Origin of the sequence: Pimelobacter sp. 30-1 (assembly GCF_018831735.1) — a bacterium.
In the GTDB taxonomy this organism is placed as follows: Bacteria; Actinomycetota; Actinomycetes; order Propionibacteriales; family Nocardioidaceae; genus Nocardioides.
The window spans coordinates 161,659-188,263 of sequence record NZ_NHTS01000007.1 but is presented as its reverse complement, the minus strand read 5'-3'; the positions used below and the strand labels follow the sequence as shown (position 1 = coordinate 188,263).

Annotated in this window: 24 protein-coding genes; 14 read left to right on the top strand and 10 right to left on the bottom strand. The window is 72.2% G+C overall.

Going from position 1 to position 26,605, the window contains the following annotated elements; translation table 11 throughout:
* Nucleotide 1 precedes the first annotated feature (1 nt).
* The 8 genes from CCO04_RS19640 to CCO04_RS19605 form a co-directional block, all read right to left on the bottom strand.
* Nucleotides 2-1,273, bottom strand: coding sequence for a cysteine desulfurase (locus tag CCO04_RS19640; protein WP_215815851.1), 1,272 nt, complete (start codon nucleotides 1,271-1,273; stop codon nucleotides 2-4).
* Between the two features lie 2 nt (nucleotides 1,274-1,275).
* A complete protein-coding gene (gene sufC / locus CCO04_RS19635; RefSeq protein WP_215815850.1) occupies nucleotides 1,276-2,034 on the bottom strand; it encodes a Fe-S cluster assembly ATPase SufC in 759 nt (252 codons plus the stop codon).
* Nucleotides 2,031-2,381: a non-heme iron oxygenase ferredoxin subunit gene (locus CCO04_RS19630; RefSeq protein ID WP_215815849.1), complete on the bottom strand. Its 351-nt coding sequence runs from the start codon at nucleotides 2,379-2,381 to the stop codon at nucleotides 2,031-2,033. Before CCO04_RS19630 ends, sufC begins: the two co-directional genes overlap by 4 nt.
* Nucleotides 2,378-3,538 (bottom strand): Fe-S cluster assembly protein SufD, encoded by a 1,161-nt coding sequence (gene sufD, locus CCO04_RS19625; protein WP_252373567.1) that lies wholly within the window; start codon nucleotides 3,536-3,538, stop codon nucleotides 2,378-2,380. Before sufD ends, CCO04_RS19630 begins: the two co-directional genes overlap by 4 nt.
* A 20-nt stretch (nucleotides 3,539-3,558) precedes the next feature.
* Nucleotides 3,559-4,977: a Fe-S cluster assembly protein SufB gene (gene sufB / locus CCO04_RS19620; protein WP_215815847.1), complete on the bottom strand. Its 1,419-nt coding sequence runs from the start codon at nucleotides 4,975-4,977 to the stop codon at nucleotides 3,559-3,561.
* Nucleotides 4,974-5,636: a metalloregulator ArsR/SmtB family transcription factor gene (locus CCO04_RS19615; protein ID WP_215815846.1), complete on the bottom strand. Its 663-nt coding sequence runs from the start codon at nucleotides 5,634-5,636 to the stop codon at nucleotides 4,974-4,976. Before CCO04_RS19615 ends, sufB begins: the two co-directional genes overlap by 4 nt.
* A 67-nt stretch (nucleotides 5,637-5,703) precedes the next feature.
* On the bottom strand, nucleotides 5,704-6,123 hold the full coding sequence (locus tag CCO04_RS19610; RefSeq protein WP_257750922.1) for a hypothetical protein: 420 nt from the start codon (nucleotides 6,121-6,123) through the stop codon (nucleotides 5,704-5,706).
* The gene (locus CCO04_RS19605; RefSeq protein WP_215815845.1) at nucleotides 6,116-6,481 is read right to left on the bottom strand and encodes a hypothetical protein; all 366 of its coding nucleotides are present in this window, start codon (nucleotides 6,479-6,481) and stop codon (nucleotides 6,116-6,118) included. Before CCO04_RS19605 ends, CCO04_RS19610 begins: the two co-directional genes overlap by 8 nt.
* A gap of 46 nt (nucleotides 6,482-6,527) precedes the next feature.
* On the opposite strand from CCO04_RS19605, the gene CCO04_RS19600 reads away from it, so the two are divergent.
* The 6 genes from CCO04_RS19600 (at nucleotide 6,528) to CCO04_RS19575 (ending at nucleotide 12,215) form a co-directional block, all read left to right on the top strand.
* Nucleotides 6,528-6,983 (top strand): Lrp/AsnC family transcriptional regulator, encoded by a 456-nt coding sequence (locus CCO04_RS19600; protein ID WP_215815844.1) that lies wholly within the window; start codon nucleotides 6,528-6,530, stop codon nucleotides 6,981-6,983.
* A 112-nt stretch (nucleotides 6,984-7,095) separates the two neighbouring features.
* On the top strand, nucleotides 7,096-7,914 hold the full coding sequence (locus tag CCO04_RS19595; protein WP_215815843.1) for a carbon-nitrogen hydrolase family protein: 819 nt from the start codon (nucleotides 7,096-7,098) through the stop codon (nucleotides 7,912-7,914).
* Entirely contained in the window at nucleotides 7,911-9,602 is a 1,692-nt protein-coding gene (locus tag CCO04_RS19590) for an NAD(P)/FAD-dependent oxidoreductase (RefSeq protein WP_215815842.1), read from the top strand. The genes CCO04_RS19595 and CCO04_RS19590 overlap by 4 nt, the downstream gene beginning before the upstream one ends.
* Nucleotides 9,603-9,670: 68 nt before the next feature.
* Complete coding sequence (locus CCO04_RS19585; protein WP_215816088.1) at nucleotides 9,671-10,567, top strand: ABC transporter ATP-binding protein; 897 nt, start codon at nucleotides 9,671-9,673, stop codon at nucleotides 10,565-10,567.
* Complete coding sequence (locus CCO04_RS19580; protein ID WP_215815841.1) at nucleotides 10,564-11,331, top strand: ABC transporter permease; 768 nt, start codon at nucleotides 10,564-10,566, stop codon at nucleotides 11,329-11,331. The genes CCO04_RS19585 and CCO04_RS19580 overlap by 4 nt, the downstream gene beginning before the upstream one ends.
* Nucleotides 11,332-11,333: 2 nt before the next feature.
* Nucleotides 11,334-12,215, top strand: coding sequence for a COX15/CtaA family protein (locus tag CCO04_RS19575; RefSeq protein ID WP_308281371.1), 882 nt, complete (start codon nucleotides 11,334-11,336; stop codon nucleotides 12,213-12,215).
* Nucleotides 12,216-12,390: 175 nt separating this feature from the next.
* On the opposite strand, the gene CCO04_RS19570 is transcribed toward CCO04_RS19575, so the two are convergent.
* Together CCO04_RS19570 and CCO04_RS19565 are read right to left on the bottom strand one after the other, a co-directional pair.
* On the bottom strand, nucleotides 12,391-13,308 hold the full coding sequence (locus CCO04_RS19570; protein WP_252373615.1) for a heme o synthase: 918 nt from the start codon (nucleotides 13,306-13,308) through the stop codon (nucleotides 12,391-12,393).
* A gap of 108 nt (nucleotides 13,309-13,416) precedes the next feature.
* Nucleotides 13,417-14,016, bottom strand: a complete 600-nt coding sequence (locus tag CCO04_RS19565) for a TetR/AcrR family transcriptional regulator (protein ID WP_215815838.1) — start codon at nucleotides 14,014-14,016, stop codon at nucleotides 13,417-13,419.
* Between the two features lie 104 nt (nucleotides 14,017-14,120).
* Between CCO04_RS19565 and CCO04_RS19560 the strand changes: the two genes are divergently transcribed.
* The 8 genes from CCO04_RS19560 to CCO04_RS19525 all read left to right on the top strand — a co-directional run bounded on the left by CCO04_RS19560 (nucleotide 14,121) and on the right by CCO04_RS19525 (nucleotide 26,592).
* Entirely contained in the window at nucleotides 14,121-15,836 is a 1,716-nt protein-coding gene (locus tag CCO04_RS19560) for an amidohydrolase (protein WP_215815837.1), read from the top strand.
* Complete coding sequence (locus CCO04_RS19555) at nucleotides 15,833-17,158, top strand: M20 family metallopeptidase (RefSeq protein ID WP_215815836.1); 1,326 nt, start codon at nucleotides 15,833-15,835, stop codon at nucleotides 17,156-17,158. Before CCO04_RS19560 ends, CCO04_RS19555 begins: the two co-directional genes overlap by 4 nt.
* The gene (locus CCO04_RS19550; protein WP_215815835.1) at nucleotides 17,155-18,333 is read left to right on the top strand and encodes a nitrilase-related carbon-nitrogen hydrolase; all 1,179 of its coding nucleotides are present in this window, start codon (nucleotides 17,155-17,157) and stop codon (nucleotides 18,331-18,333) included. Before CCO04_RS19555 ends, CCO04_RS19550 begins: the two co-directional genes overlap by 4 nt.
* 91 nt (nucleotides 18,334-18,424) lie before the next feature.
* Nucleotides 18,425-20,536: a transketolase gene (gene tkt, locus CCO04_RS19545; RefSeq protein ID WP_215815834.1), complete on the top strand. Its 2,112-nt coding sequence runs from the start codon at nucleotides 18,425-18,427 to the stop codon at nucleotides 20,534-20,536.
* A 39-nt stretch (nucleotides 20,537-20,575) separates the two neighbouring features.
* Complete coding sequence (gene tal / locus CCO04_RS19540) at nucleotides 20,576-21,682, top strand: transaldolase (RefSeq protein WP_215815833.1); 1,107 nt, start codon at nucleotides 20,576-20,578, stop codon at nucleotides 21,680-21,682.
* 5 nt (nucleotides 21,683-21,687) lie between these two features.
* Nucleotides 21,688-23,358, top strand: coding sequence for a glucose-6-phosphate isomerase (pgi, locus tag CCO04_RS19535; protein ID WP_215815832.1), 1,671 nt, complete (start codon nucleotides 21,688-21,690; stop codon nucleotides 23,356-23,358).
* Nucleotides 23,355-24,098, top strand: a complete 744-nt coding sequence (gene pgl / locus CCO04_RS19530; protein WP_215815831.1) for a 6-phosphogluconolactonase — start codon at nucleotides 23,355-23,357, stop codon at nucleotides 24,096-24,098. Before pgi ends, pgl begins: the two co-directional genes overlap by 4 nt.
* A 205-nt stretch (nucleotides 24,099-24,303) precedes the next feature.
* Nucleotides 24,304-26,592 (top strand): class F sortase, encoded by a 2,289-nt coding sequence (locus tag CCO04_RS19525; RefSeq protein WP_215815830.1) that lies wholly within the window; start codon nucleotides 24,304-24,306, stop codon nucleotides 26,590-26,592.
* Nucleotides 26,593-26,605: the final 13 nt, after the last annotated feature.

Here is a 26,605-nt window from a genome sequence, read left to right as displayed (position 1 = left end):
CTCAGTCCAACTTGAAGTAGGAACGGGTGTATTCCAGCGCCTCGACCAGGGCGTCGATCTCGCGCGGCTCCGTGTAGAGGTACGACGACATGCGCGTCGAGCTCTGCACGCCGAACCGCGCGTGGGCCGGCTTGGCGCAGTGGTGCCCCGCGCGCACGGCGATGCCACGGCTGTCGAGCACCTGGGCGATGTCGTGCGGGTGGACGCCGTCGAGCTCGAACGAGATCGCGCCACCGCGCAGGGCCGCGTCGAGCGGGCCGAGCACGGTGAGGCCGCGGACCGTCTGCAGCCCCTCGAGCGCGTAGGCCGTGATGGCCTGCTCGTGGGCGTGGATCGCGTCGAGGCCCACGTGGCCGAGGTACTCCACCGCGGCGCCGAGACCGACGGCCTCGACGATCGGGGGCGTGCCGGCCTCGAACTTGTGCGGGATCCCGGCGTAGGTCGAGGACTCCATGCGCACGGTCTCGATCATCTCGCCGCCACCGAGGAACGGCGGCAGCTGGTCGAGCACGGCGCGGGCGCCCCACAGGACACCGATGCCGGTCGGGCCGACGACCTTGTGGCCGGTGAAGGCGACGAGGTCGGGGCGCTCCTCGGCCGGCATGGCGGCGAGGTCGATCGGCAGCTGGGGCGCGGCCTGGGAGGCGTCGATGACGACCAGCGCGCCCACGGCGTGCGCGCGCTTGGTGATGGCGGCGACGGGGTTGATCGTGCCGAGCATGTTGGACACCCAGGTCAGCGAGACGACCTTGGTGCGCTCGGTGATCAGGTCGTCGATCGCCGACAGGTCGAGCTGACCGTCGTCGGTGATCCCGAACCAGCGCAGCGTCGCGCCGGTGCGCTGGGTGAGCAGCTGCCACGGCACGATGTTGGAGTGGTGCTCCATCTCGGTGATGACGACCTCGTCACCGGGGCCCACCTGGCGCTCCCCCGCCCAGGCGAGGGTGTTGGCGACCAGGTTGAGCGCCTCGGAGGCGTTCTTGGTGAAGATCACCTCGTCGCGCTCGGGCGCGCCGATGAAGGCCGCCACCTTGTCGCGCGCCGCCTCGAAGGCCTCCGTCGACTCCGCGCCGAGCTGGTGCATGGCGCGGGCGATGTTGGCGTTGTGCCGCTCGAGGTGGTCGACCATCGTGTCGATCACCACCTGCGGCTTCTGCGAGGTGTTGGCGCTGTCGAGGTAGACCAGCGGCAGCCCGCCCGCGAGCGTGCGCTCGAGGATCGGGAAGTCCTTGCGGATGACCGCCAGCTCCGGGAGGAGCCCCTCCAGGGCCATGATCAGACCGCCGCGGTGAGGAAGCGCTCGTAACCGTTGGCCTCGAGCTCCTCGGCCAGCTCGGCACCGCCGGACTCGGCGACCTTGCCGGCCACGAAGACGTGGACGTGGTCGGGCTTGATGTAGCGCAGGATCCGCGTGTAGTGCGTGATGAGCAGGACGCCCTTGCCCTCGCGCTCGCGGAACCGGTTGACGCCCTCGGAGACGACCTTGAGCGCGTCGATGTCGAGGCCGGAGTCGGTCTCGTCGAGGATCGCGACCTTGGGGTCGAGCAGGTCGAGCTGGGCGATCTCGTGGCGCTTCTTCTCGCCACCGGAGAAGCCCTCGTTGACCGAGCGCTGGGAGAAGGTGTTGTCGAGGTTCATCCGGTCCAGGGCGCCGTTGACGTCCTTGACCCAGGTACGCAGCTTGGGCGCCTCGCCGTCGATGGCGGTCTTGGCGGTGCGCAGGAAGTTCGACACCGAGACGCCGGGGACCTCGACCGGGTACTGCATGGCGAGGAAGAGGCCGGCGCGGGCGCGCTCGTCGACCGACATCGCGAGGACGTCCTCGCCGTCGAGGGTCACCGTGCCGCCGGTGATCTCGTAGCGCGGGTGGCCCGCGATCGAGTAGGCCAGCGTGGACTTGCCCGAGCCGTTGGGGCCCATGATCGCGTGGGTCTCGCCGTCCTTGATGGTCAGCGTGACGCCCTTGAGGATCTCCTTGGGGCCGTCCTCGGTCTGCACCTGGACCTGCAGGTCCTTGATCTCGAGGGTGCTCATGATGGGGTGACTCCGTTCAGCGTGGTGGTGACGTCGATGTAGACGTCGACAGCGCCCGAATCAGTGGGGCGCAGCTCGACAGGGAAGGTGGCGACCGGCTCGGTCGCCGGGAGCCCGGTGGGCTTGCCGGTGCGCAGGTCGAAGCGCGAGCCGTGGAGCCAGCACTCGACGGTGCAGTCCTCCACCTCGCCCTCGCTCAGCGCGACCGCGGCGTGGGAGCAGAGATCCTGCAGGGCGAAGACCTCGTCTCCGTCGCGGGCCACGGCGACCTCGTACCGGTCGACGGTGACGGCGAGCGCCTCGTCGGTCGGTACGTCGGCCAGCGCGCAGGCCCGCTCGAAGCTCATCCGAGCTCCTTGAGCACGTTCTTGGCCAGCTCGGCCTCGACGGTCTTGAGCAGCTGCTCCTCGATCGAGGGGATGCCGACCTTGCGGATGAGGTCGTTGAAGAAGCCGTGCACCACCAGGCGCTGCGCCTCCTTCTCCGAGACTCCGCGCGAGCGCAGGTAGAACAGCTGCTCGTCGTCGAAGCGGGCGGTCGCCGAGGCGTGCCCGGCGCCCTCGATCTCGCCGGTCTCGATCTCCAGGTTGGGGACCGAGTCGGCCTGGCAGCCGTCGGTGAGGACGAGGTTGCGGTTCTCCTCGTAGGTCTCGATGCCCTCGGCGACCTTGCGGATCAAGACGTTGCCGATCCAGACCGTGTGGGCGCCCTTGCCCTGGAGCGCGCCCTTGTAGACGACGTGGCTCTTGGTCTTGGGCGCGTTGTGGTCGGCGAAGAGCCGGTGCTCGAGGTGCTGGCCCTCGTCGGCGAAGTAGAGGCCGAGCAGCTCGGCCTCGCCGCCGGGGCCGGCGTACTCGACGTTGGCGTGCATCCGGACCAGGTCGCCGCCGAAGGAGATCGAGGTGTGCTTGACGAACGCGTCGCGGCCGACCCGGATCGCGTCGCGACCGAGGTGGACGGCGTCGTCGGCCCAGTCCTGCAGGCTCAGCACGTTGACCTTGGCGCCGTCGCCGACCAAGAAGGTCGAGATCGCCGAGTAGCGCGCCGAGCCGCCGTGCACGAGCACGATGGTGACCTCGGCGTGCGCGCCGATCCGGTAGACCAGCCGGCTCCAGACCAGGTCGTCGACCGACTCGCCGGTGAGCCGGATGACGACCGGCTCGGCGATGACGGCCTCGGCCGGGACGTCGAGCAGCACCGTGGCGCCGGCGTTGGCCGCGGCCAGCGCGGCCGGGCGCTCGTTGGGGCCGAGCTCACCGAGCGCGACCGCCTCGTCGGCGGAGATCTCGGTGAGCGTGACGCCCTCGGGCAGCGTGGTCTCGCGGGTCAGCGTGGCCGCGGAGGCCTCGCCGTCGAGGATCCCGCGCAGCCGCTTGATCGGCGTGAACCGCCAGACCTCCTCGCGCCCGGTGGGCACGGGGTGGTCGGCCAGGTCGTACGACGCGGGCGGGTTCAGGTGGCTCTCGATGCGCTTCTCATGGCCCATCTCGACAGCCTCAGCCATGACATCTTGCAAGGCCGTCATCAGCCGACGGCTCCTTCCATCTGCAGTTCGATCAGTCGGTTGAGCTCGAGCGCGTACTCCATGGGCAGCTCCTTGGCGATCGGCTCGACGAAGCCGCGCACGATCATCGCCATCGCCTCGTCCTGCTCCATGCCGCGCGACATGAGGTAGAAGAGCTGGTCGTCGGAGACCTTCGAGACCGACGCCTCGTGACCCATCGACACGTCGTCCTCGCGGATGTCGACGTAGGGGTAGGTGTCGGAGCGGCTGATCTGGTCGACCAGCAGCGCGTCGCACAGCACGTTGGACTTGGAGCCGTGCGCGCCCTCGTTGACCTGGATCAGCCCGCGGTAGGACGTACGCCCGCCGCCGCGCGCTACCGACTTCGACAGGATCGAGGACGAGGTGTGCGGGGCCGCGTGGACCATCTTGGCGCCGGCGTCCTGGTGCTGGCCCTCGCCCGCGAAGGCGATCGACAGCGTCTCGCCCTTGGCGTGCTCGCCCATCAGGTAGACGGCCGGGTACTTCATCGTCACCTTGGAGCCGATGTTGCCGTCGACCCACTCCATCGTCGCGCCGGCCTCGCAGACCGCGCGCTTGGTGACGAGGTTGTAGACGTTGTTCGACCAGTTCTGGATGGTCGTGTAGCGGCAGCGGCCGCCCTTCTTGACGATGATCTCGACGACCGCGGAGTGCAGCGAGTCCGACGAGTAGATCGGCGCGGTGCAGCCCTCGACGTAGTGCACGTAGGCGTCCTCGTCGACGATGATCAGCGTCCGCTCGAACTGGCCCATGTTCTCGGTGTTGATCCGGAAGTAGGCCTGGAGCGGGATGTCGACGTGGACACCCTTGGGGACGTAGATGAACGAGCCACCCGACCACACGGCGGTGTTGAGCGCGGAGAACTTGTTGTCACCGACGGGGATGACGGTGCCGAAGTACTCCTTGAAGAGCTCCGGCTGCTCCTTGAGCGCGGTGTCGGTGTCGAGGAAGAGCACGCCCTGGGCCTCGAGGTCCTCGCGGATCGAGTGGTAGACGACCTCGGACTCGTACTGCGCGGCGACACCGGCGACGAGGCGCTGCTTCTCCGCCTCCGGGATGCCGAGCTTGTCGTAGGTGTTCTTGATGTCCTCGGGCAGGTCCTCCCAGCTGGCGGCCTGCTTCTCGGAGGAGCGCACGAAGTACTTGATGTTGTCGAAGTCGATCGCGCTGAGGTCGGAGCCCCAGGTCGGCATCGGCTTGCGGTCGAAGAGCTTGAGGCCCTTGAGCCGCAGGTCGAGCATCCAGTCGGGCTCGCTCTTCTTGCCGGAGATGTCGCGGACGACGTCCTCGTTGAGGCCGCGCTTGGCGTTGGCACCGACGTCGTTCTTGTCGGACCAGCCGAAGTCGTAGCGACCGATCCCCTTGAGCTCGGGGTTCAGCTCTTCGATCGAGGTCATGACGTGACCTGCTCCTTCTGTGTTGAGGGGATGCACGTGGTGCACACCCCGTCGCCGTGGGCGATGGTGGCCAGGCGCTGGACGTGGGTACCGAGGACGCGACCGATGGCCTCGGTCTCGGCCTCGCACAGCTGGGGGAACTCGTGAGCGACGTGGGAGACCGGGCAGTGCTGCTGGCACAGCTGCTCCCCCACGACCGGCAGCTCGCGGACGGACGCCGCGTAGCCCTCGTCGGAGAACACCAGGGCCAGCACCTCGGCCGGCGAGGCGCCCGGGTTGGCGGCCGCGACCGCGGGGAACCTCTTCTCGATGAACGCCGCGCGCCGCTCGGCGAACGCGCGGACCGCGTCCTCCCCCGCCGTCTCGGCGAGGAAGCGCAGCGCCTCGGTGGCGAGGTCGTCGTACTGCTGGTCGAAGGCGTCGCGGCCGTGCTCGGTCAGGGCGAACACCTTGGCCGGGCGACCCCGGCCGCGGGTGCCGGCCGGACGCGGGTCACGAGCGTCGACGGCCCCGTCAGCGAGGAGCTGGTCGAGGTGGCGCCGGACGGCCGCGGGCGTCAGGTCGAGGCGCTCGGCGAGTGCCGCCGCGGTGGAGGGACCGTTGACCAGGATCGACCGCGCGACGCGCTGACGCGTCGGCTCGTCGGTCTCGGTCACCATTTCCACAACATCAGTGTGCCGATATTGCGGACCGTCCTTCAAGCAAGGTCAGCCTTAGTTACCTGGGTCACGTGCGCACGGGGCGGGTGTGGCGCAGCCAGGCCAGTCCCGCGAAGGGCAGCACGAGCGGCAGGAAGCCGTAGCCCTGGCCGAAGTGCGACCACACCGTCTTGTCCGGGAACAGGTCGGTCGCGAGGTAGCTGAGGGTGCCCACCGAGAGCACGCCGAGCAGCTCGATCGTCACCGCGGCACCCGCGATGCGCCAGCCGGTGCGCCCGCCGAGCAGCAGGCAGGTGGTGGCGACGAGGTAGAGCACCGCGGCGACCAGGGACAGCGAGTACGCCAGCGGCGCGCGGTCCGGCTCCATGCCGAGCTGGACGGCGGAGCGCCCGGTCGCGGCCACCGCGAAGAGTCCGTAGACGAAGACCAGGGCGCGGCCCCAGCCCTGGGACAGCACGTTGACGTCGCCCACGCCGGCCTCAGGCACCACGACCACCCCAGATGTCCCAGAGCCGGACCTCGAGCCCGGCGACGGTCGCGACGGCGAGCAGCAGGATCGTCGTACCGACCCGGGAGCGCTCGGCGAGCGAGAAGAAGGCGCCGACCACGAGGACCAGCGCGTTGGTGACCAGGTAGCTGACGAAGACCGCGCCCTCGATGTCGCGCTCGGTGCGGGCCAGCGCCACGACGCCGATCACGAGCTGGACCAGCAGCGCGACCTCCAGCACCGCGAGGGCGATGAAGTGGGAGTCCTGCGCGGCGCGGTCGCGGACGAGGTCGACCACGAGCAGCACGGCGGTGGCGCCCGCGAGCACGAGCAGCACGCCGTAGAGCCAGGGAGTCACGGCGGCCAGCGTAGGGCGGAGGCTCCGCTCGAACATAATGAGCCCCATGCAGCCCGACCAGCTCGACCGCCAGATCATCGGCGTCCTCCTGGAGGACGGCCGGGCGACCTACGCCCAGATCGGCGACCGGGTCGGGCTGTCGGCGCCGGCGGTCAAGCGCCGCGTCGACCGGCTGGTCGCCGCGGGCGCGATCACCGGCTTCACCGTGCGGGTCGACCCGGCGGTCGTCGGCTGGTCCACCGAGGGGTACGTCGAGATCTACTGCCGCGGCTCGACGTCGCCCGACCAGATCCTCGCCGCGGTCGAGAAGCTGCCCGAGGTGGTCTCGGCCTCGACGGTCACCGGCGAGGCGGACGCCATCCTGCACATCCTGGCCGCCGACGTGCGCCACTTCGAGCAGGTCGTCGAGCGGATCGCGCGCGAGGACTTCATGGTGCGCACGAAGAGCGAGCTCGTGATGTCTCCCCTGCTCCGCCGCGAGCAGGGCAGCCTGCCGTCCTGAACGCGCCTGGCGCAATGGATCGCTGTCGCAGCGGGTCCTGACGCAACGGATCGACGCCGACCGGCAACGCGCACCTCTCGATCCTGCGCCGCCGCGGCAATAGCGTGAGCCCGTGACCGCACCTACCGATGCGCCCGGCCTGGTCGTCGCCGCCTGGCAGGCCGACGGCCCGCTGCGCGACGTCCCCGCCGCGCTCCGCGCGCTCGACGCCGCAGCCGCCGATGCCGCGGCGCGCGGCGTCCGCCTGCTCGTGTGCCCCGAGCTCACGCTCACCGGCTACGACATCGGCCCCTACGCCGCCGAGCTCGCCGAGCCCCCGGGCGGCCCGATGGCCCAGGCCGTCGCCGGCATCGCCCGCGACCACGGTCTCGCGATCGCCTGGAGCTGGCCGGAGCGCGACGGCGAGGTCGTGCACATCTCCGCCGAGCTCGTCGACCGCGACGGCGCCGTGCTCGCCCGGCACCGCAAGGCGCACCTCTACGGGCCCGACGAGGCCGCGGCGTACGTGCCGGGCGACGGGCACCCCGTCGTCGCCACCCTCGACGGGTACCGGGTGGGACTGCTGGTCTGCTACGACATCGAGTTCCCCGAGCAGGTCCGGCTCGTCGCGCTCGAGGGCGCCGACGTGCTCGCCTGCCCCACCGCGCTGATGGAGCCCTACGAGACGGTCAGCAGCCTGCTCGTGCGCGCCCGTGCCTACGAGAACCAGATGGCCGTCGTCTACGCCAACCGGGCGGGCACCGAGAACGACCTGACCTACTGCGGCAGCAGCTGCATCGTCGGCGCCGACGGCACCGACCTGGCCCGGGCCGGTGACCAGGCGGCGCTCGTCGTCGGCACCGTCACGCCCGCCGCGCTCGCCGACGCGCGCCGCGCCAACACCCACCTGGCCGACCGCCGGCCCGACGTCTACGGAGGCCTGAACCGATGACCACCGCGCAGACCACCCCGGACGCCGTCCCCGCCGGCGGGCAGCCCGGCGGCGTCACCATGCTCGGCCCCGACTTCCCCTTCTCGTACGACGAGCAGCTGGCCCACCCCGCCGGCCTCGGCGCCGTCCCGGCCGAGCACCACGGACGCGAGGTCGCGGTCGTCGGCGGCGGCCTGTCCGGCATCGTGACGGCCTACGAGCTGATGCGTCTGGGCCTGCGCCCGGTGATCTACGAGGCCGACCAGATCGGCGGCCGGCTGCGGTCCCAGCCGTTCGGCGGCGCCGACGGCCCGATCGCCGAGCTCGGCGGCATGCGCTTCCCGCTGTCCTCGCGGGCGCTCTTCCACTACATCGACAAGGTCGGGCTGCGCACCTCGCCGTTCCCGAACCCGCTCTCCGAGGCGACCCCGAGCACGGTCATCGAGCTCGGCGCCGAGTCCCACTACGCGCGCACCTACGACGACCTGCCGCCGTTCCTCAAGGACGTCGCCGACGCCTGGCACGAGGCGCTCGGCGAGGTCGGCTTCGCCGAGATGCAGCAGGCGCTCACCGACCGCGACGTCCCCCGCATCCGCGAGCTGTGGGAGCGCCTGGTGCTCGAGCTGGACGAGGAGCCGTTCTCGGGCTTCCTCGCCAACAGCAAGGCGTTCCAGGCGCGCAGCCACCGCCACCGCGAGGCCTTCGGCCAGGTCGGCTTCGGCACCGGCGGCTGGGACACCGACTTCCCGAACTCGATGCTCGAGATCCTCCGCGTGATCTTCACCAACGCCGACGAGGAGCACCAGATGATCCACGGCGGCGCCCAGCAGCTGCCGGTCGGGCTCTGGAACGAGGCCCCGGACTGCGTGCACTGGCCCGCCGGCACCACCCTGGCGAGCCTGCACGGCGGCGCCCCGCTGCCCGGCGTGGCCCGGATCGCGCCCGGCACGGACCGGCAGTTCGAGCTGACCGACCGCTGGGGCACCGCCCGCCAGTACGACGCCGTCGTGGTCACCTGCCAGGTCTGGCTGCTCTCGGCGCGCATCGACGTCGACGAGTCGCTGTTCTCGCCGGCGCTGTGGATGGCGATGGAGCGGACGCACTACATGCAGTCGTCCAAGACGTTCGTGCGCGTGGACCGGCCGTTCTGGAAGGACACCGACCCCACGACCGGCCGGGACCTGATGAGCATGACGCTCACCGACCGGCTCAACCGGGCGACGTACCTCCTGGAGGACGACGGCGCCGCATCGATCTGCCTGTCCTACACCTGGAACGACGACGCCCTGAAGTGGCTCGCGCTGCCGGTCGAGGAGCGGGTGCGCCTCCAGCTCCACTCGCTGCGCAAGATCTACCCGGACGTCGACGTCGCCTCGCACATCGTGGGTGACCCGATCACCGTCTCGTGGGAGTCCGACCCCAACTTCATGGGAGCCTTCAAGGCCAACCTGCCGGGTCACTACCGCTACCAGCGGCGGCTCTTCACCCACTTCGTGCAGGACGCGCTCCCGGCCCACCAGCGCGGGATCTTCCTCGCCGGCGACGACATCTCGTGGACCGCCGGATGGGCCGAGGGAGCGGTCACCACGGCGCTCAACGCGGTGTGGGGTGTCGTGCATCACTTCGGTGGTGCGAGCGCTCCGGGGAACCCGGGCCCGGGCGACCGGTTCGACGAGCTCGCACCCCTGGCCCTGCCCGACGGCGTCTGAGACGGCGTTCCTAGACTGTCGCCGTGTCTCTCGCTGCTGACCATGCTGTCGAGGTCGACGGACTGGTGATGCGGTACGGCGACACCGTCGCCGTCGACGGCCTCTCGTTGACCGTCGAGCGGGGCACGATCACCGCCGTGCTCGGGCCCAACGGCGCCGGCAAGACCACCACGCTCGAGACCTGCGAGGGCTACCGCCGCCCCCAGGCCGGCACCGTGCGGGTGCTCGGTCTCGACCCGGTGCGTGAGCGGCGCGAGCTGCTCCCCCGGATCGGCGTCATGCTCCAGTCCGGCGGCGCGTGGAGCGGTGCGCGCGCCGACGAGATGCTCCGGCACTTCGCCCGGCTCCACGCCCACCCGCTCGACACGGGCGTGCTCATGGAGCGGCTCGCGCTCCACGAGTGCGGGCGGACGCCGTACCGGCGGCTGTCGGGGGGCCAGCAGCAGCGGCTCGGCCTGGCGCTCGCGCTGATCGGGCGCCCGGAGCTGGTCTTCGTCGACGAGCCGACCGCCGGCATGGACCCCCAGATCCGCCGGGCGGTCTGGGAGCTTCTCGACGAGCTGCGCACCGACGGCGTCACGGTGGTGCTCACCACGCACTACCTCGAGGAGGCCGAGCGCCTCGCCGACAAGGTGCACATCGTCGACCGCGGCCGGCTCGTGGCCAGCGGCACGCCCCTCGAGCTCACCCGCGGTGGCACTGTCGCGACCCTGCGCATCGTCGTCACCCAGCCGTTCCCGCCGGGTGCGCCCGCCGCCCTCGCGACCCAGCTCGGCCCGGCCACCGAGCTCGTCGAGCTCGACCCGCTGAGCATCCAGCTCTCCGGACCGGCCGACAGCACCACGCTCGCCACCGTCGCGGCCTGGTGCGCCGCCCACGACGTGCTCCCCGAGTCGCTCTCGCTGGGGCAGCGCAACCTCGAGGACGTCTTCCTCGAGCTGACCGGCCGGGAGACCCTGTCATGAGCACGTTCGCGCCCGCCCCCGGCGCCGCGCCCGTCGTCCGCCAGCTCGTCACGCAGGCGGGCATGGAGGCGCGCCTGATGCTGCGCAACGGCGAGCAGCTCCTGCTCGCCGTGGTGATCCCCGTGATCGTGCTCGTCGGCGCGGTCCGCGGCTCCGAGAAGGTCGGTCTCGACCTCGGCGGCAAGCCCATCGACGTGCTCACCCCGGGCGTCCTCGCCCTGGCCGTCATGTCGACCGCGTTCACCTCGCTGGCGATCGCGACCGGCTTCGAGCGGCGCTACGGGGTGCTCAAGCGGCTCGGCACCGCTCCCCTGTCGCGCTCCACGCTGCTCGGCGGCAAGGTCGTCGCCCTCCTCGTCGTCGAGGTGTTCCAGTTCGTCGTCATCGGCGGCGTCGGGCTCGCGCTCGGCTGGTCCGGACCCTCCGGCGTCGTCGGCGTCCTCGCGGTCCTGCTGACCGCGCTGTGCGGGACCGCCGCCTTCGCCGCCCTCGGCATGCTCCTGGCCGGCTCGCTGCGGGCCGAGGCCACCCTCGCCGCGGCCAACCTCGTCTACCTGCTGCTGCTCGCCGGCGGTGCCGTCGTCCTCCCCGCCGACCAGTACGGCGGCCTCGGCGACGTCGTGCGCTGGCTGCCCTCGGGGGCGCTCGGCGAGGCCATGCGCAGCGCGTGCGACGGCGTGGTCGCCGTACGCGACCTCGTCGTTCTCGTGGCCTGGGCCGTCGCCGGCTCCGCGCTGACCGCCCGAACCTTCAAGTGGGAGTGAACGTGACCACCACGTCCCGGCTCGCCGACCTCCAGCGCACCCTGGCCGCCCGCCTGGTGCCGCTGGCCTGGGCCAACCTCGTCGCCAACATCCTGATCGTCGTCACCGGCGGTGCCGTCCGCCTGACCGGGTCGGGCCTCGGCTGCCCGACCTGGCCCAAGTGCACCGACGAGTCCTACACCGCCCACGGTGCCCTCGGCATCCACGGCGTGATCGAGTTCGGCAACCGGCTGCTGACCTACGTGCTGCTCTTCATCGCGCTCGCCTTCGTGATCGCCGCCTGGCAGCGCGCCGGCCGGGTGCGCACGCTGGCCCTCGTCGTCCTCGCCGGCATCCCCGCCCAGGCGATCGTCGGCGGCATCACCGTGCTGACCGACCTCAACCCCTGGGTGGTCGCCGGGCACCTGCTCGTCTCGATGGCGATGGTCGGCGTCTGCGTCTGGATCCTCGACGAGCTCACCGGCCCGGTCCGCCCGGTGGCCTCGGTCGTCTCCACGCGCCTGGCCTGGGCGACCTTCGCCGTCGGCTGGGTCGTGCTCTGGCTCGGCACCGTCGTGACCGGCTCGGGCCCCCACTCCGGCGACCTCGACTCGCGCCGTACCGGGCTCGACCCGGCGACCGTCTCCCACATCCACGGCTACTCGGTGTGGCTGCTCGTCGTCCTCACCGTCGCCCTCGCGCTGGTCGCCCGCCGGCGCGGCGACGAGCGGCTCGCGATGTTCGCCGCCGTGCTGCTCGTGGTCGAGCTGGCCCAGGGGCTGCTGGGCTACGTGCAGTACTTCACCGACCTGCCCGAGATCCTCGTCGGGCTGCACATGCTCGGCGCCGCGGTGATCGCCGCGGGCCTCGCCCGGGTCGTGGTCACCACCCGCCCCCGCGGCTGATCAAGGTCGGCTGCGGACTTCGCTCAGGTTGCTGCGCGCGCGCTCAGCGGAGTGTGGGCGCTGCGGTTTGGGACCAAACCGCAAGATTCGGGGCGACTCTGTGCGGTTCGTGCCCAATTGCAACACGTCCCACCACCACCCCCGCGCCGCCCGGACCAGCCGCCGCAAGCACCGATCAGTGCAGTAGCGGGTCGATGGCCACCGCGACGAAGAGCAGCGACAGGTACAGGTTCGACGAGTGGAACAGCCGCATCGGCTGGAGCACGCTCAGCTCGTCGGACGTCTTGGCCCGCCGGTGCAGACCGTGCGCCTGCACCAGGAACACCGCACCGAGCACCGCGGCCACGATCGGGTAGACCAGACCGGTCTCGGCGACGGGCCACAGCAGCAGCGACGTCGCGACCATGACCCAGCTGTAGAGCACGATCTGGAGCGCAACGGTGCGGGCCGGCTTGACCACCGGCAGCATCGGTACGTCGACCTGCGCGTAGTCCTCGCGGTAGCGCAGCGCCAGCGCCCAGGTGTGCGGCGGCGTCCAGAAGAACACCACCGCGAACAGCACGATCGGCACCCAGGAGAGCTCGCCGGTCACGGCGGTCCAGCCGATGAGGGCCGGGAAGCAGCCGGCGATACCGCCCCAGACGATGTTCTGGGTCGTGCGCCGCTTGAGCAGCATCGTGTAGATGAAGACGTAGAACGCGTTGGCGCTGACCGAGAGCACCGCGGACAGCGGGTTGACCCACACCGCCAGCACCACGGTCGAGAGCACGCCGAGCACCACGCCGAAGACCAGCGCGGCCCTCGGGGTGACGATGTGGCGCGGCAGCGCCCGGCGGCGGGTACGCCGCATCTGCTCGTCGATGTCGCGGTCGTAGACGCAGTTGAAGACCGACGCGGACCCGGCGGAGAGCGTGCCGCCCACGACGGTGGCCACGACCAGCCCCAGCGGGGGCACGCCGCGCGCGGCGAAGAACATCACCGGCACGGTGGTCAGCAGCAGCAGCTCGATGACGCGCGGCTTGGTCAGCCCGACGTACGCCATCACCACGTCGCGGAAGGTCGCCTTGTGCGGTCCCTCGTCGTCAGCCAGCAGCTCGGGGCCGGTCGGGTCGACGTAGGTCACGGAAGTCCTCGCAAACAAGGGGTAGAAGCGCTCCGAGTGTAGCCCGAGCGCTTCTCGGGGGAGAAAGCGGACACGGGGTCAGTGCTGTGGGAAGAATCTCGCGACCAGCGGCCGCAACCGGGTCTCCTCGAAGTCGTCGACCGGCAGCGCCAGGTGCTCGAGCACGAGACCGTTGACCGCGGTGAGCAGGTCGGCGGCCGCGGCGTCGGGCTCGGCGACGCCCGCACCGCGCAGCTCGCCGGCGAACGCGGCGCGCTGGGTGGTGCCCCAGGCGTCGAGCGTGGCGCGGAGCGCGGGCCGGCGGGCCACCGCGAGGAAGAGCTCGTAGCGGGCGATCGCGGCGTCGCGGTCGTCGCTCAGCGCCCCCATCAGGTACGACGTCAGCCGGTCCACGCGCTGCCCCACCCCCGCCGAGGGCAGCTCGGAGAAGACCGCGCGCACCTCGTCGATCTGGCGGGTCGCCAGCCGGCGCAGCGCCTCGTCGAGCAGCTGGTCGAGCGTCCCGAAGTAGTAGCGCGCATTGCCGTGGGTGGTGCCCGCCTCGGTCGCGACCGAGCGGTGGGTCAGGGCACCGACGCCGTCGCGGGCCACGAGCCGGATCGCGGCGTCGAGGAGGGCCTCGCGACGCGCCACGCCGCGGGCCATCCGGGGCTCGCGCACGGAGGGGGTCGAGCTCATGGCCGCATCGTATCCGCGCCGATTTCGGAATCCGTCTTCTCCAAACGGAGAAAACAGGGCTACGGTGGCGCACGTCACTGTCGACCACGCCGAAAGGGCCTCCTATGACCAACACACTCATCACCGGTGGGCGGGTGCTCACCCTCGACCCGGACCGCCCCGAGGCCGAGGCCGTCGTCCTCTCCGGAGGGCGGGTGCTCGCCGTGGGCGAGCGACGCGCGATGGAGGACCTCGCCGGAGCGGGCGCCGAGCGCGTCGACGCCGGCGGCGGGGTCGTCATGCCGGGCCTGGTGGACACCCACCCGCACGTCATGCACTTCGGGATCCTTTCCGGCGGCATGGTCGACCTGACCGACGCCGTCGACCACGCCGACATCGTCGCCCGGATCCGGGCCAAGGCCGCCACGACGCCGGCCGGCGAGTGGATCATGTGCACGCCGGTGGGCGAGCCGCACTACTTCATCCGGCGCAACGAGAAGGACCTGCTGGAGCGGCACCTCCCCGACCGCTGGACCCTCGACGCGGCCACCGCCGAGCACCCCGTGATGATCCAGGCCTGGGCACCGCGGATGCCCAACGTCGTCGCCTTCAACAGCGCCGGGCTGCGCGCCGTCGGGCTCAGCGCGTTCATCCCCGACAAGGTCTGTGACGTCGAGATCGAGAAGACCGACGCGGGCGACCTGACCGGCATCCTGCGCGGACCGGTCACGAACTACTACACCTACGACCCGTTCTGGGGGCAGATCCTCACCAAGCTCCCCCCGCCGAGCATGGAGTCGGCGGCCGCCGGGACGCTCGCCGAGATGGCGCGGTTCACCGCCCAGGGCGTCACCACGGGCTACGAGGGCCACGCCATGGAGCCCGAGCACGTCGGGCTCTACCAGCACCTGCGGGCCGCGGGCGCTCTCACGATGCGGATCCAGGCCACCCTGGACGTCGAGTCGGTGATCTTCTACCCGTTCGACCCGCTCTCAGAGGCGGAGTTCGCCGCCCGGCTCCCCCGGCTCGCGGCGCAGGTCGGCGACCTCTCCGACGACCTGCTGCGCCTCGACGGGCTCACCATGAGCCCCGGTGGGCCGTGCTTCTCGGGCTACTTCGCGACGTACGAGCCGGCCCTGGACCCGTTCGGGCGTCCCACCCGCGGCACCCGGTTCCTCTCGGTCGAGAAGGAGGAGGCGTTCGTCCGGTACTGCGCGACCGAGGGCATCCGGGCCAACATGTGCCTGGGTGCGTTCCGCGAGCACGACGACTTCCTCGACATCGCCGAGCGGGTCGTGCAGGAGCACGACTTCCGCGACCGGCACTGGATCCTCCAGCACGCGATCACCATCACCCCCGCGCAGGCCCGCCGCTACAAGGACCTGGGCTTCCAGGTCACCACCAGCGCCGGCTTCGCGTGGGGCAAGGGCGCCATGTACGGCGAGCGGATCGGCGAGCACGCCTGGCGCGACCTCGAGCCCCTCCAGCGCCTCACCGACCAGGGCCTCGAGCTGGCCGGCGGCTCCGACTGGGGGCCGAAGAACCCCTGGGAGCAGATCGAGCTGGCCCAGACCCACCGGTTCGCGGGCAGCGACCACCGCAACGACGGTCCCGACCAGAGCCTCTCGCGCCTCGACGCGCTGCGGATGTGGACCTCCGGCGCCGCGAGCGTCCTCGGCTGGGACGACATCGGCACCCTCGCACCCGGCAAGCACGCCGACGTGATCATCGTCGACCGCGACCCGCTGGCCTGCGACATCGACGACCTGCGGGGCACCCGGGTGCTGCGCACCTACCTGGGCGGCGAGATCGTCCACGACACCGAGGAGGTGACGGCATGACCGCCGCCACGGACAAGACCCTGGCCCGTCTCGACGGGATGCGCGACGAGATGGTCAGCACGCTCCAGGAGGCGATCGCCATCCAGAGCATCAACCCGACCTACCCCGACCAGGACTACGACGACCTGGTCGGCGGCGAGACGGCGGTCTCCCAGCTGCTCGCCGGGCACTACCGGGAGGCCGGCGCGGAGACCCAGCTGTTCGGCGACGCGGCCGGGCGCGACAACGTCGTCGGTGTCGTGCGCGGCACCGGAGGCGGCCGCTCGCTGATCTTCAACGGCCACGTGGACGTCGTACCGGCGGGTGATGCGGGGGCCTGGACCCACGACCCGTTCGCCGGGCACGTCGACGGCACCCACATCTGGGGCCGCGGCGCGGTCGACATGAAGAGCGGGCTCGTGGCGCAGGCCTTCGCGGCCCGGGCGCTGCACGAGTCCGGCGTCCGCCTGCGCGGCGACCTGATCCTCCAGGGCGTCGCCGGCGAGGAGAACCTCGAGCACCACCTGGGCACCTCGCTCGTCCTCGGCAACGGCTTCGTCGCCCACGGCGCGATCATCGCCGAGCCGACCGGTGCCGTCGGCCCCTTGAGCGTCATGCCGGCCACGCCGGGCGTGCTCGTCATGCGGATCACCGTCACCGGCAAGACCGGGCACGCCTCCGCGCGCTCGCTGATGCGCGCCCAGCTGCGCAGCAGCCCGGACGAGGAGCCGATCGCCGCCAGCGCCCTCGACAGCGCGCTGCGGGTGCACGACGCGCTGCGCCGGCTCGAGGACGAGTGGGAGGTGACGTTGACCGACCCGCTGTTCGAGCCCGGGCAGTTCACCATCGGCCTGGACGTCATCGACGGCGGCGCCCGCGCGGCGCGCAACGTCGCGTTCATCCCGGACGAGACCACGCTGGACTACGCGATCTTCTACCCCCCGTCGGTCGACGTCGCGACCATCCAGTCCGAGATCACCGCGACGGTCGCGCGAGCCGCCGAGGCCGACCCGTGGCTGCGGCGCAACCTGCCCAAGGTCGAGTGGCCGATGCACTACCCCGGTGGGCGCACCGACCGCAGCGACCCGCTGTGCCAGACCGTCGTCGCGGCGCGCGAGCAGGCCGCCGCCGGTACGGCGTACGCCGGGGCGCCCGACGTGCGCCCGTTCCCGAGCGCCACCGACCTCACCTGGTTCACCGCCGCGGGCATCCCCGCGGTCGGCCTGGGGCCGGGCTCGCTGTCGATGGCGCACGCCGTCGACGAGCGGTGCGCCATCGACGAGATCGTCGTCGCCGCCAAGGCCTACGCGGCCGCGGCGATCCGCTGGTGCGGTGCGGTGTGACGGGGCCCGCCACGCCTGCCGCGCCCGTCGCGCCGTACCTCGCGGTCGGGCTGTCGACGTACGTCCACGGCATCGGGGCGCGCGAGCACATCGCCCGCAACCTCGACACGATCGAGGAGGCCTTCCATGCCGCGGTCTCGATCGTCGGGATCAACATGCCGGTCAAGCTCGTGGCGCTCTCCGAGGGCGCGCTCACCGGCTTCACCGACGAGATCTACGACCTCCCGCACGTCCGCAGCGCGCGCGACCTGTTCATCGACATCCCCGGCCCCGAGACCGAGCGGATCGCCGAGCTGGCGCGCATGTACGACACCTACGTCATCGTGCAGTGCAAGGCGCGCTGGCCCGAGGTGATCGAGGACCGGTTCTTCAACGTCATGGTGGTGATCTCACCGAGCGGCGAGATCGTGCACCGCGCCGCGAAGAACCACGTGTGGTGCCGCGAGCACTCGTGCACGCCGCACGACGTCTACGACCGCTGGGTCGAGCTGTTCGGCGACGGGATCGACGCCTTCTACCCGGTGCTGCGCACGCCGGACATCGGCAACATCGGCACGATCTGCTGCAGCGACGGCGAGTACCCCGAGGCCGTGCGGGCGCTCGCCCTCAACGGTGCCGAGGTCGTCTACCGGCCCAGCGAGGCGGTGCCGATGACCACCGCGGGCCCGGACGACGGCGGCACGTGGCTCCTGCAGAACCGGGCGCACGCGCACTTCAACAGCCTCTACATGCTGTGCCCGAACACCGGTCCGGTGTACTCCTCCCCCGCGGCGGAGCACCCCGTCGACATCGCCGGCGGCAACGGGCACATCGTCGACTACAACGGGCACGTGGTCGCCCGCGCCTCCTCCGGCGCCAACGCGATCATCACCGCCCCGGTCGACATCGAGGCGCTGCGCCAGTTCCGGATGATGAACCTCAACTCCAACTGGCTCAAGGACGTCCGGACCGAGCTGTTCCGCCGGATGTACGACCGGCCGATCCACCCGGCCAACCTCTGGCTCGAAAGCGAGCCGGGGCGGCACGCGGAGGTCGACGAGATCTACCGCGCCAACATCGCGCGGCTCGTCGCGTCGGGGGCCTGGACCGAGCCGGCGGTGCGGTTCCCGGGTGCGCGCCACTTCCCCACCCCGGCCGACGGCGACCTGGACGCGATCGCGTCCGACTGGTCCTAGCCGGGGCCTGTCGTGGTGTCCGGCCGGCAGCACACCGGCCGGGCACCACGCGAATGTCTCTCTCCCCGCGGCGCTCGGTAGGCTCGGAGCCATGATCCCGGAGCTCGAGTGGACCGACCTCGACCGCAAGGCAGTTGACACCGCCCGCGTCCTCGCCATGGACGCCGTCCAGAAGGTGGGCAACGGTCACCCGGGCACGGCCATGAGCCTCGCGCCGGCCGCGTACCTGCTGTTCCAGAAGGTCATGCGCCACGACCCGGCCGACCCGGCCTGGATCGCCCGCGACCGGTTCATCCTGTCCTGCGGCCACTCCTCGATCACCCTCTACACCCAGCTCTTCCTCGGCGGCTTCGGCCTCGAGCTCGGCGACCTCGAGGCGCTGCGCACCTGGGGCAGCAAGACCCCCGGCCACCCCGAGTACGGCCACACCGCCGGCGTCGAGGTCACCACCGGCCCGCTCGGCCAGGGCGTGGCCAACGCGGTCGGCATGGCGATGGCGGCCCGCCGCGAGAAGGGCCTGCTCGACCCCGAGGCCCGCGAGAGCGCGTCGCTGTTCGACCACCACATCTACGTGCTCGCCTCCGACGGTGACCTCGAGGAGGGCGTCAGCAGCGAGGCGTCGTCCATCGCGGGCACCCAGGAGCTCGGCAACCTCACCGTCATCTACGACGCCAACCGGATCTCGATCGAGGGCGACACCCACATCGCCTTCAACGAGGACGTCGCGAAGCGCTACGAGGCCTACGGGTGGCACGTCCAGACCGTCGACTGGACCGGCACCGACCACTCCGACCTCGCGAGCTACGAGGAGGACGTCCCGGCCCTGCACGCCGCGATCAAGGCCGCCGACGAGGTCACCGACAAGCCCTCGCTGATCGTGCTCAAGACGGTCATCGCCTGGCCGGCCCCCAACGCCCAGAACACCGAGGCCGCCCACGGCTCGGCCCTCGGCGCCGACGAGGTCGCCGCGACCAAGAAGGTCCTCGGCTTCGACCCGGACAAGACCTTCGAGGTCCCCGCCGACGTCCTGGCCCACACCCGCTCGCTCGTCGAGCGCGGCAAGGCCTGGGGCGCCGCCTGGGACAAGGAGTACGACGCCTGGGCCGAGGCCAACCCCGAGGGCGCCGCCCTGCTCCACCGGCTCAAGGACCGCCGCCTGCCCGACGGCATCGAGGCCGTCCTGCCGGTCTTCGAGGCCGACGCCAAGGGCGTCGCCACCCGCGCGGCGTCCGGCAAGGTCATCAACGCCGTCGCCGGTGTCATGCCCGAGCTGTGGGGCGGCTCGGCCGACCTCGCCGGCTCCAACAACACCACGATCAAGGACGCGCCGTCGTTCCTGCCGGTCGACCGCTCCGTCGAGGAGTGGACGGGCGACCCCTACCAGGGCCGCGTCCTGCACTTCGGCATCCGCGAGCACGGCATGGGCGCGATCATGAACGGCATCGCCGTCCACGGCGGCACCCGCGTCTTCGGCGGCACCTTCCTCACGTTCTCCGACTACATGCGCGGCGCGGTCCGCGTCGGCGCGCTGATGAAGGCGCCGGTCGTCTACGTCTGGACCCACGACTCCATCGGCCTCGGCGAGGACGGCCCCACCCACCAGCCGATCGAGCACCTGGCGGCGCTGCGCGCCATCCCCGGCCTCGACGTCATCCGCCCGGCCGACGCCAACGAGACCGCCGCCGCCTGGCTCCAGGTCCTGCGCAACAACGACCGGCCCGCCGGCCTGATCCTCAGCCGCCAGAACGTCCCGACGTTCCCCCGCGGCACCGACGGCTACGCCACCACCGACGACGTCGCCAAGGGCGGCTACGTCCTGCTCGACGCCGAGGGCGGCCAGCCCGACGTCGTCCTGCTGGCGACCGGCTCCGAGGTCCAGCACGCCGTCGCCGCGCGCGACAAGCTCGCCGCCGAGGGCATCGGCGCCCGCGTCGTCTCGCTCCCCTGCCTCGAGTGGTTCGACGCCCAGACCCAGGCCTACCGCGACGCGGTCATCCCGCCCACCGTCAAGGCGCGCGTCTCCGTCGAGGCCGGCGTCAAGCAGGGCTGGCGCGACTACGTCGGCGACGCCGGGCGCATCGTCAGCATCGACCACTACGGCGCCAGTGCCGACGCCGGCACGCTCTTCCGCGAGTTCGGGTTCACGCCCGAGGCCGTCGTCCAGGCCGCCAAGGAGAGCATCGCGGCGGCTGCTCGCGACTGACCTCACGACTCCCGCACCACCACCGCACGAGGAGGATCCATGAGTGAACGACTGAAGGCCCTCGCTGACGCGGGGGTGTCCATCTGGCTCGACGACCTGTCCCGCGAGCGGATCGAGACCGGCAACCTCGCCGCGCTCGTCGCCGACAAGTCGGTGGTCGGCGTGACCACCAACCCGACGATCTTCGCCGGGGCGATCTCCGACGGCGAGCGCTACGACGCCCAGGTGCGCGGGCTCGTCGCCGACGGTGCCGACGCCGACAAGGTGATCTTCGCGCTCACCACCGACGACGTCCGCAACGCGTGCGACGTGCTCGCTCCCGTGGCGGCCGCGCACCACGCCGACGGCCGGGTCTCGATCGAGGTGGAGCCCACGCTCGCCAACGACACCGACGCCACGGTCGCCTCGGCCAAGGCGCTGTGGGCGGCGGTCGACCGGCCCAACGCGCTCATCAAGATCCCGGCGACCCTCGAGGGCCTGCCGGCGATCACCTCGGTGATCGCGGCCGGCATCAGCGTCAACGTCACGCTGATCTTCTCCGTCGAGCGCTACCGCGGCGTCATGGACGCCTACCTCGCCGGCCTGGAGCAGGCCCAGGCGGCCGGCATCGACCTGGCCACCATCCAGTCCGTGGCGTCCTTCTTCGTCTCCCGCGTCGACACCGAGATCGACGCGCGGCTCGACAAGATCGGCTCCGACGAGGCGCTCGCGCTGCGCGGCCAGGCCGCCGTGGCCAATGCCCGCCTCGCCTACGCCGCCTTCGAGGAGGTCCTCGCCTCCGACCGGTGGCAGGCGCTCGCGGCCGCCGGCGCCCACCCGCAGCGCCCGCTCTGGGCCTCCACGGGCGTCAAGAACCCGGCGTACCCCGACACGCTCTACGTCACCGACCTCGTCGTCGCCGACACGGTCAACACGATGCCCGAGAAGACCCTCCTCGCCTTCGCCGACCACGGCGAGGTCGAGGGTGACCAGGTCACCGGCCAGGGCGCCGCCGCCCAGCAGGTCTTCGACCGCCTCACCGCGGCCGGCATCGACCTCGACGACGTGTTCGCCGTGCTCGAGACCGAGGGTGTCGACAAGTTCAAGACCTCCTGGACGGAGCTCGTCGCCACCGTCGAGGCGCAGATGGCCCAGGCCGGAGGCTGAAACCGGTGGGCGCGGCTCCCGTCGACCCCCGGTCGACCGCTGCCTGGGCGAGCCTGACCCGGCTCGCCGACGGTTTCACTCCCGACCTGCGTCGTTGGTTCGCCGACGACCCCGACCGCACCGACCGCCTCTCGTACGACGCGGGCGACCTCCACGTCGACCTGTCCCGCAACCTGCTCTCGGCCGAGGTCCTCGACGCGCTCGTCGCGCTGGGGGCCGAGGTCGGGCTGCCGGCGCGCCGGGACGCGATGTTCCGCGGTGACCAGATCAACGTCAGCGAGAACCGCGCCGTGCTCCACACGGCGCTGCGGCGCGCGGCCGACTCCAACCTCGTGGTCGGAGGCGCCGACGTCGTCGAGGAGGTCCAGACCGTCCTGCGCCGGATCTACGCCTTCGCCGACGACGTCCGCTCCGGCACCTGGCGCGGCTTCACTGGCGAGGCGATCCGCACGGTCGTCAACATCGGCATCGGCGGCTCCGACCTCGGCCCGGTGATGGCCTACGAGGCGCTCAAGCCCTACGCCCAGGCGGGCCTGGAGTGCCGGTTCGTCAGCAACATCGACCCGACCGACGCGGCCGAGACCCTCGCCGGGCTCGACCCGGCGACCACCCTCTTCATCGTGTCGAGCAAGACCTTCGGGACCCTCGAGACCCTCACCAACGCGCGCCTGTGCCGGGCCTGGCTCGTCGACGGGGTCCGCGCGGTCGCCGACGGCGCCCCCGCCGACGCCGACATCGTCGCCCGCCACTTCGTCGCGGTCTCCACCGCGCTCGACAAGGTCGCCGAGTTCGGCATCGACCCGGCCAACGCCTTCGGCTTCTGGGACTGGGTCGGCGGGCGCTACTCCGTCGACTCCGCCATCGGCACCTCGCTCGCCGTCGCCATCGGCCCCGAGCGCTTCGAGGAGTTCCTGGCCGGCTTCCGCACCATCGACGAGCACTTCCAGAGCGCCCCGCTGGAGCGCAACGTGCCCGCGCTGATGGGCCTGCTCAACGTCTGGTACACCAACTTCCTCGGTGCCCAGACCCACGCGGTGCTGCCCTACGCCCAGTCGCTGCACCGCTTCCCGGCGTACCTGCAGCAGCTGACGATGGAGTCCAACGGCAAGCGCGTCCGCTGGGACGGCACGCCCGTCACCACCGACACCGGCGAGGTCTTCTGGGGCGAGCCGGGCACCAACGGCCAGCACGCCTTCTACCAGCTGATCCACCAGGGCACCCGGCTCGTCCCGGCCGACTTCATCGCCTTCGCCACGCCCACCTACCCGCTCGCCGACGGCGCCACCGACGTCCACGAGCTGCTGCTCGCCAACTTCCTGGCCCAGACCCGGGCCCTGGCCTTCGGCAAGACCGCCGACGAGGTCCGCGCCGAAGGCACCGCCGAGGCGATCGTCCCGGCCCGGGTCTTCCCCGGCAACCGGCCCACGACCTCGATCATGGCGCCCGCGCTCACGCCGTCCGTCCTCGGCCAGCTCATCGCGCTCTACGAGCACATCACGTTCACCCAGGGCGTCGTCTGGGGCATCGACAGCTTCGACCAGTGGGGCGTCGAGCTCGGCAAGCAGCTCGCCGTCCAGATCGCCCCGGCACTCGCCGGCGACGCCGACGTGCTGGCCGCCCAGGACACCTCGACCCAGGCCTTCGTCCGCTACTACCGGGAGCACCGTCAGCGATGACCACGCCCACCCCCGACCGACCCGCCCCCCTCGTCGAGGTCCACCCGGACCCGCCCGCCCTGGCCACCGCCATCGCCGGCGAGCTCCTCAACCGGATCGCCGACGCCCAGGCCGCCGGCCACGTCCCCGACATCGGCCTCACCGGCGGCACCATCGCCGACGCGGTCCACCGCGAGATCGCCCGCCTGGCCCCCGCCTCCGGCGTCGACTGGGGCGCGGTGAGCTTCTGGTTCGGAGACGAGCGCTACGTCCCCGCCGACTCCCCCGACCGCAACCTGGTCCAGGCCCGCGCGGCCTTCCTCGACGAGGTCGGCGCCTTCCGGGTCCACACCGCCCCCGCCTCCGACGAGTCCGACGACCTCGCCGCCTCGGCCGCCTCCTACGCCGCCACGATCCGCTCCGAGGGCGGCGGGGACTTCGACGTCCTCATGCTCGGCGTCGGCCCCGACGGCCACGTCGCCTCCCTCTTCCCCCACCACCCCGGACTCGACGTCGTCGACGCCATCACCGCCCCCGTCGAGGACTCCCCCAAGCCCCCACCGGCCCGCGTCACCCTCACCTTCGAGGCCCTCAACCGCGCCCAGTCGGTCTGGTTCCTGGTCAGCGGCGACGCCAAGGCCGACGTGGTACGCCGCGCGCTCGCCGAGGAGGGCTCCGTCCAGGACACCCCCGCCCGCGGGGTGTCCGGCAAGGCCGAGACGGTGTGGTTCCTGGACAGCGGGGCGGCCAGCGCGCTCTGAGCTCGCCGGTCGCTCGCGGGTGCGGTGTGTGCGCTGGCGCCGTGCGCGGGCGAGTGCGGTGAGGTGCCGGTCTGCTCGTCTCGCCCGCCGCTCTGGTCCCTGGAGCGTCCACCTGTTGTCCCCAGGCGGCTGATCGCGGGAGGTCATCCCCAGGCTCCGGCCCACCGGATGCCTCCGCGCCACCCCGCTGCCGAAGATCGCTCGCATGCGATCCTCCCTGCTCCGGCTCCCCCTCGTCCTCGTCCTCGCGCTGGTCCTCGCGCTGGTCACCGCTCCCCTCGGACCGGGCCGCCTCAGCTCCGCCGCGCCGCCTCCCGCGCCCGATCCCGACCCCGGCGCCGCGTCGAGCAGCGCCCGGCCCAGCCCCAGCAGCGCCCGGCTCACCGGCGCCAGGCCCAGCGCTGCCGAGCACGGCGCGCCCGCGGCCGCCCGCAGCCCCGGCTTCGCCGGCCTCACCACCCCCAGCGGACACGAGCTCGGCGTCGCCCGCCTCCCCGACGGCACCACCGGACTCTGCCTCGACACCGGCCCCCGCCCCTGGCCCACCCACGCCTCCGGACACCGCCGCGCCACCACCGTCACCGACCCCGTCGTCGGCTACCTCCTCTCGGTCCGCCTCCCCCGCGCCCGACGCGACCCCGCGCACGCTGCGGCGCTGTGGTGGGCGATCGGGCTGCTGCGCGGCCGGAACTCCGGGCCCGCCGCCATGCGCGCCTACCTCGCCGAGCTCGGGCGGGTCGACGCCGGGCTCGCGGCGCGCGTGCGTCGTACGGGTGGCAGGTGGGTGCGCGACGCAGTCCGCCACGCCGCCCCGCGCCACGGCTACCGCGCGGCGACGCCCGTGCTCGCCCCGGACGGGCTCACCGGCCTGGGCCTGCGGTCGGCCCGCGGACTCCCGGTGCCCGGCGTCCGCGTCCACCTGCGCCTGACCGGTGGGGCGACCTTCGCCGACGGCAGCGCCACCCGTGCCTTCACCACCACGACCACCGCCCCCGCGCCCGTGACCTGGCGTCGTGGCCCCGAGCCCGCCCGCGCCGTCGGGGTCCAGGTCACCTACGCCCAGGTCCCCGAGCACCGCTTCCGGCTCCACCGGTCGGGTCCACGCGTCCAGCGGGTCGCGACCTCCTCCGGCCTCCGGATCCTCCGCACCCATGCAAGCGCACCGGCCCTCCGGATCCCCGTCATCCGGACCCAGGTCAACCTCCAGCACGCTCAGGTCGGCGCCCGCCTGGTCGACGCCGTCACCGTCTCCGGCCTCGGTACCCGCCGGCTGCCCAGCCCGCTCCTCGGCGAGTGGCAGCTCCTCGGCCCGGTCGCGCCGGCACCCGCGCCGGCACCCGCATCCGCGTCGTCCCCGGCGGCCTGCCGGGACCGCGACTGGTCCGGGGCACCGCTCGCCGGCCACGGACGGTTCACGGTCCCCCACGACGGCACCTTCTCCGTCGGCGCCACCCAGGTCACCGTGACCGGCTGCTACACCTACCGCGAACGTCTCGCCGGCTCCGCCACCACCGCCCCCGCACCGTGGACGCCGGCCGGTCTGGTCGAGGAGACCACCCTGGTCACCAGCGCTCCCCACATCCGGACCCTCGTCAACCACCAACGAGCCACCGAAGGCGACACGCTCGTCGACAAGGTGGTCGTCACCGGTCTGCCGACCGGCCCGGGTACGAGCGACGCCTCCGAGACATCCGGCAGCTCCCTGACCGGCCAGTGGCAGCTCCTCGGTCCGGTCGCGCCGGACCGGACCGGCCGCTGCGCCCGCGCGTCGTGGACGGGCGCTCCCGTGGCCGGTGCCGGCACCTTCGCGGTCCCGCTCACCGGTGCCACCAGCGCGACCGTCGCGGTCGGCCGGACCCGGATCACCCGTGGCGGCTGCTACACCTACCGCGAGGCCCTCGCCGGCTCACCGCACAGCGCGCCGGTGTCCTGGACGGCCGCAGGCATCGCCGAGGAGACCTCCCTCGTCGGGCCGCGCCCGGTCCCCGTGCCGCACCACCCGCGCGTCGACACGGGAGGTTCCCGCAAGGGCGCCCCGCAGCACGGCCGGACACGGGGGCGTGCGACGGTCGCGCTGCCTCGCCTCGGGCTGACCGCGACCCTCAGCGGGATCGCCTTCCGGGGGTCGGTGCTCCCCGCGCCCCGCGGCGCCCGCCATGCCGGGCAGTGGACCCACGGCGCGTCCCTCGACGCACTCGTCGGCACCACAGTGCTCACCGGACACGTCGCGGACGACCGTGGCCGGCCCGGCGCGTTCGCCGGGTTGAGGTCGGCGCGCCGAGGTGACGTCGTACGGGTGGCGGAGGGCGGGACCGTCCGCCGTTGGCGCGTCATCCGCACCTGGTCAGCCGACCGCAGTCGGCTGCCCCGCAGCGTCTTCACCCAGGACGTCGCCCGCCGCCTCGTGCTCATCACGTGCACGGACCGCGTGGCCACGCCGGGTGGAGGCTTCCACTACCGGCGCAACCTCGTCGTCGAGGCCGTCCCGTGGTGACCCACGGGCGAAG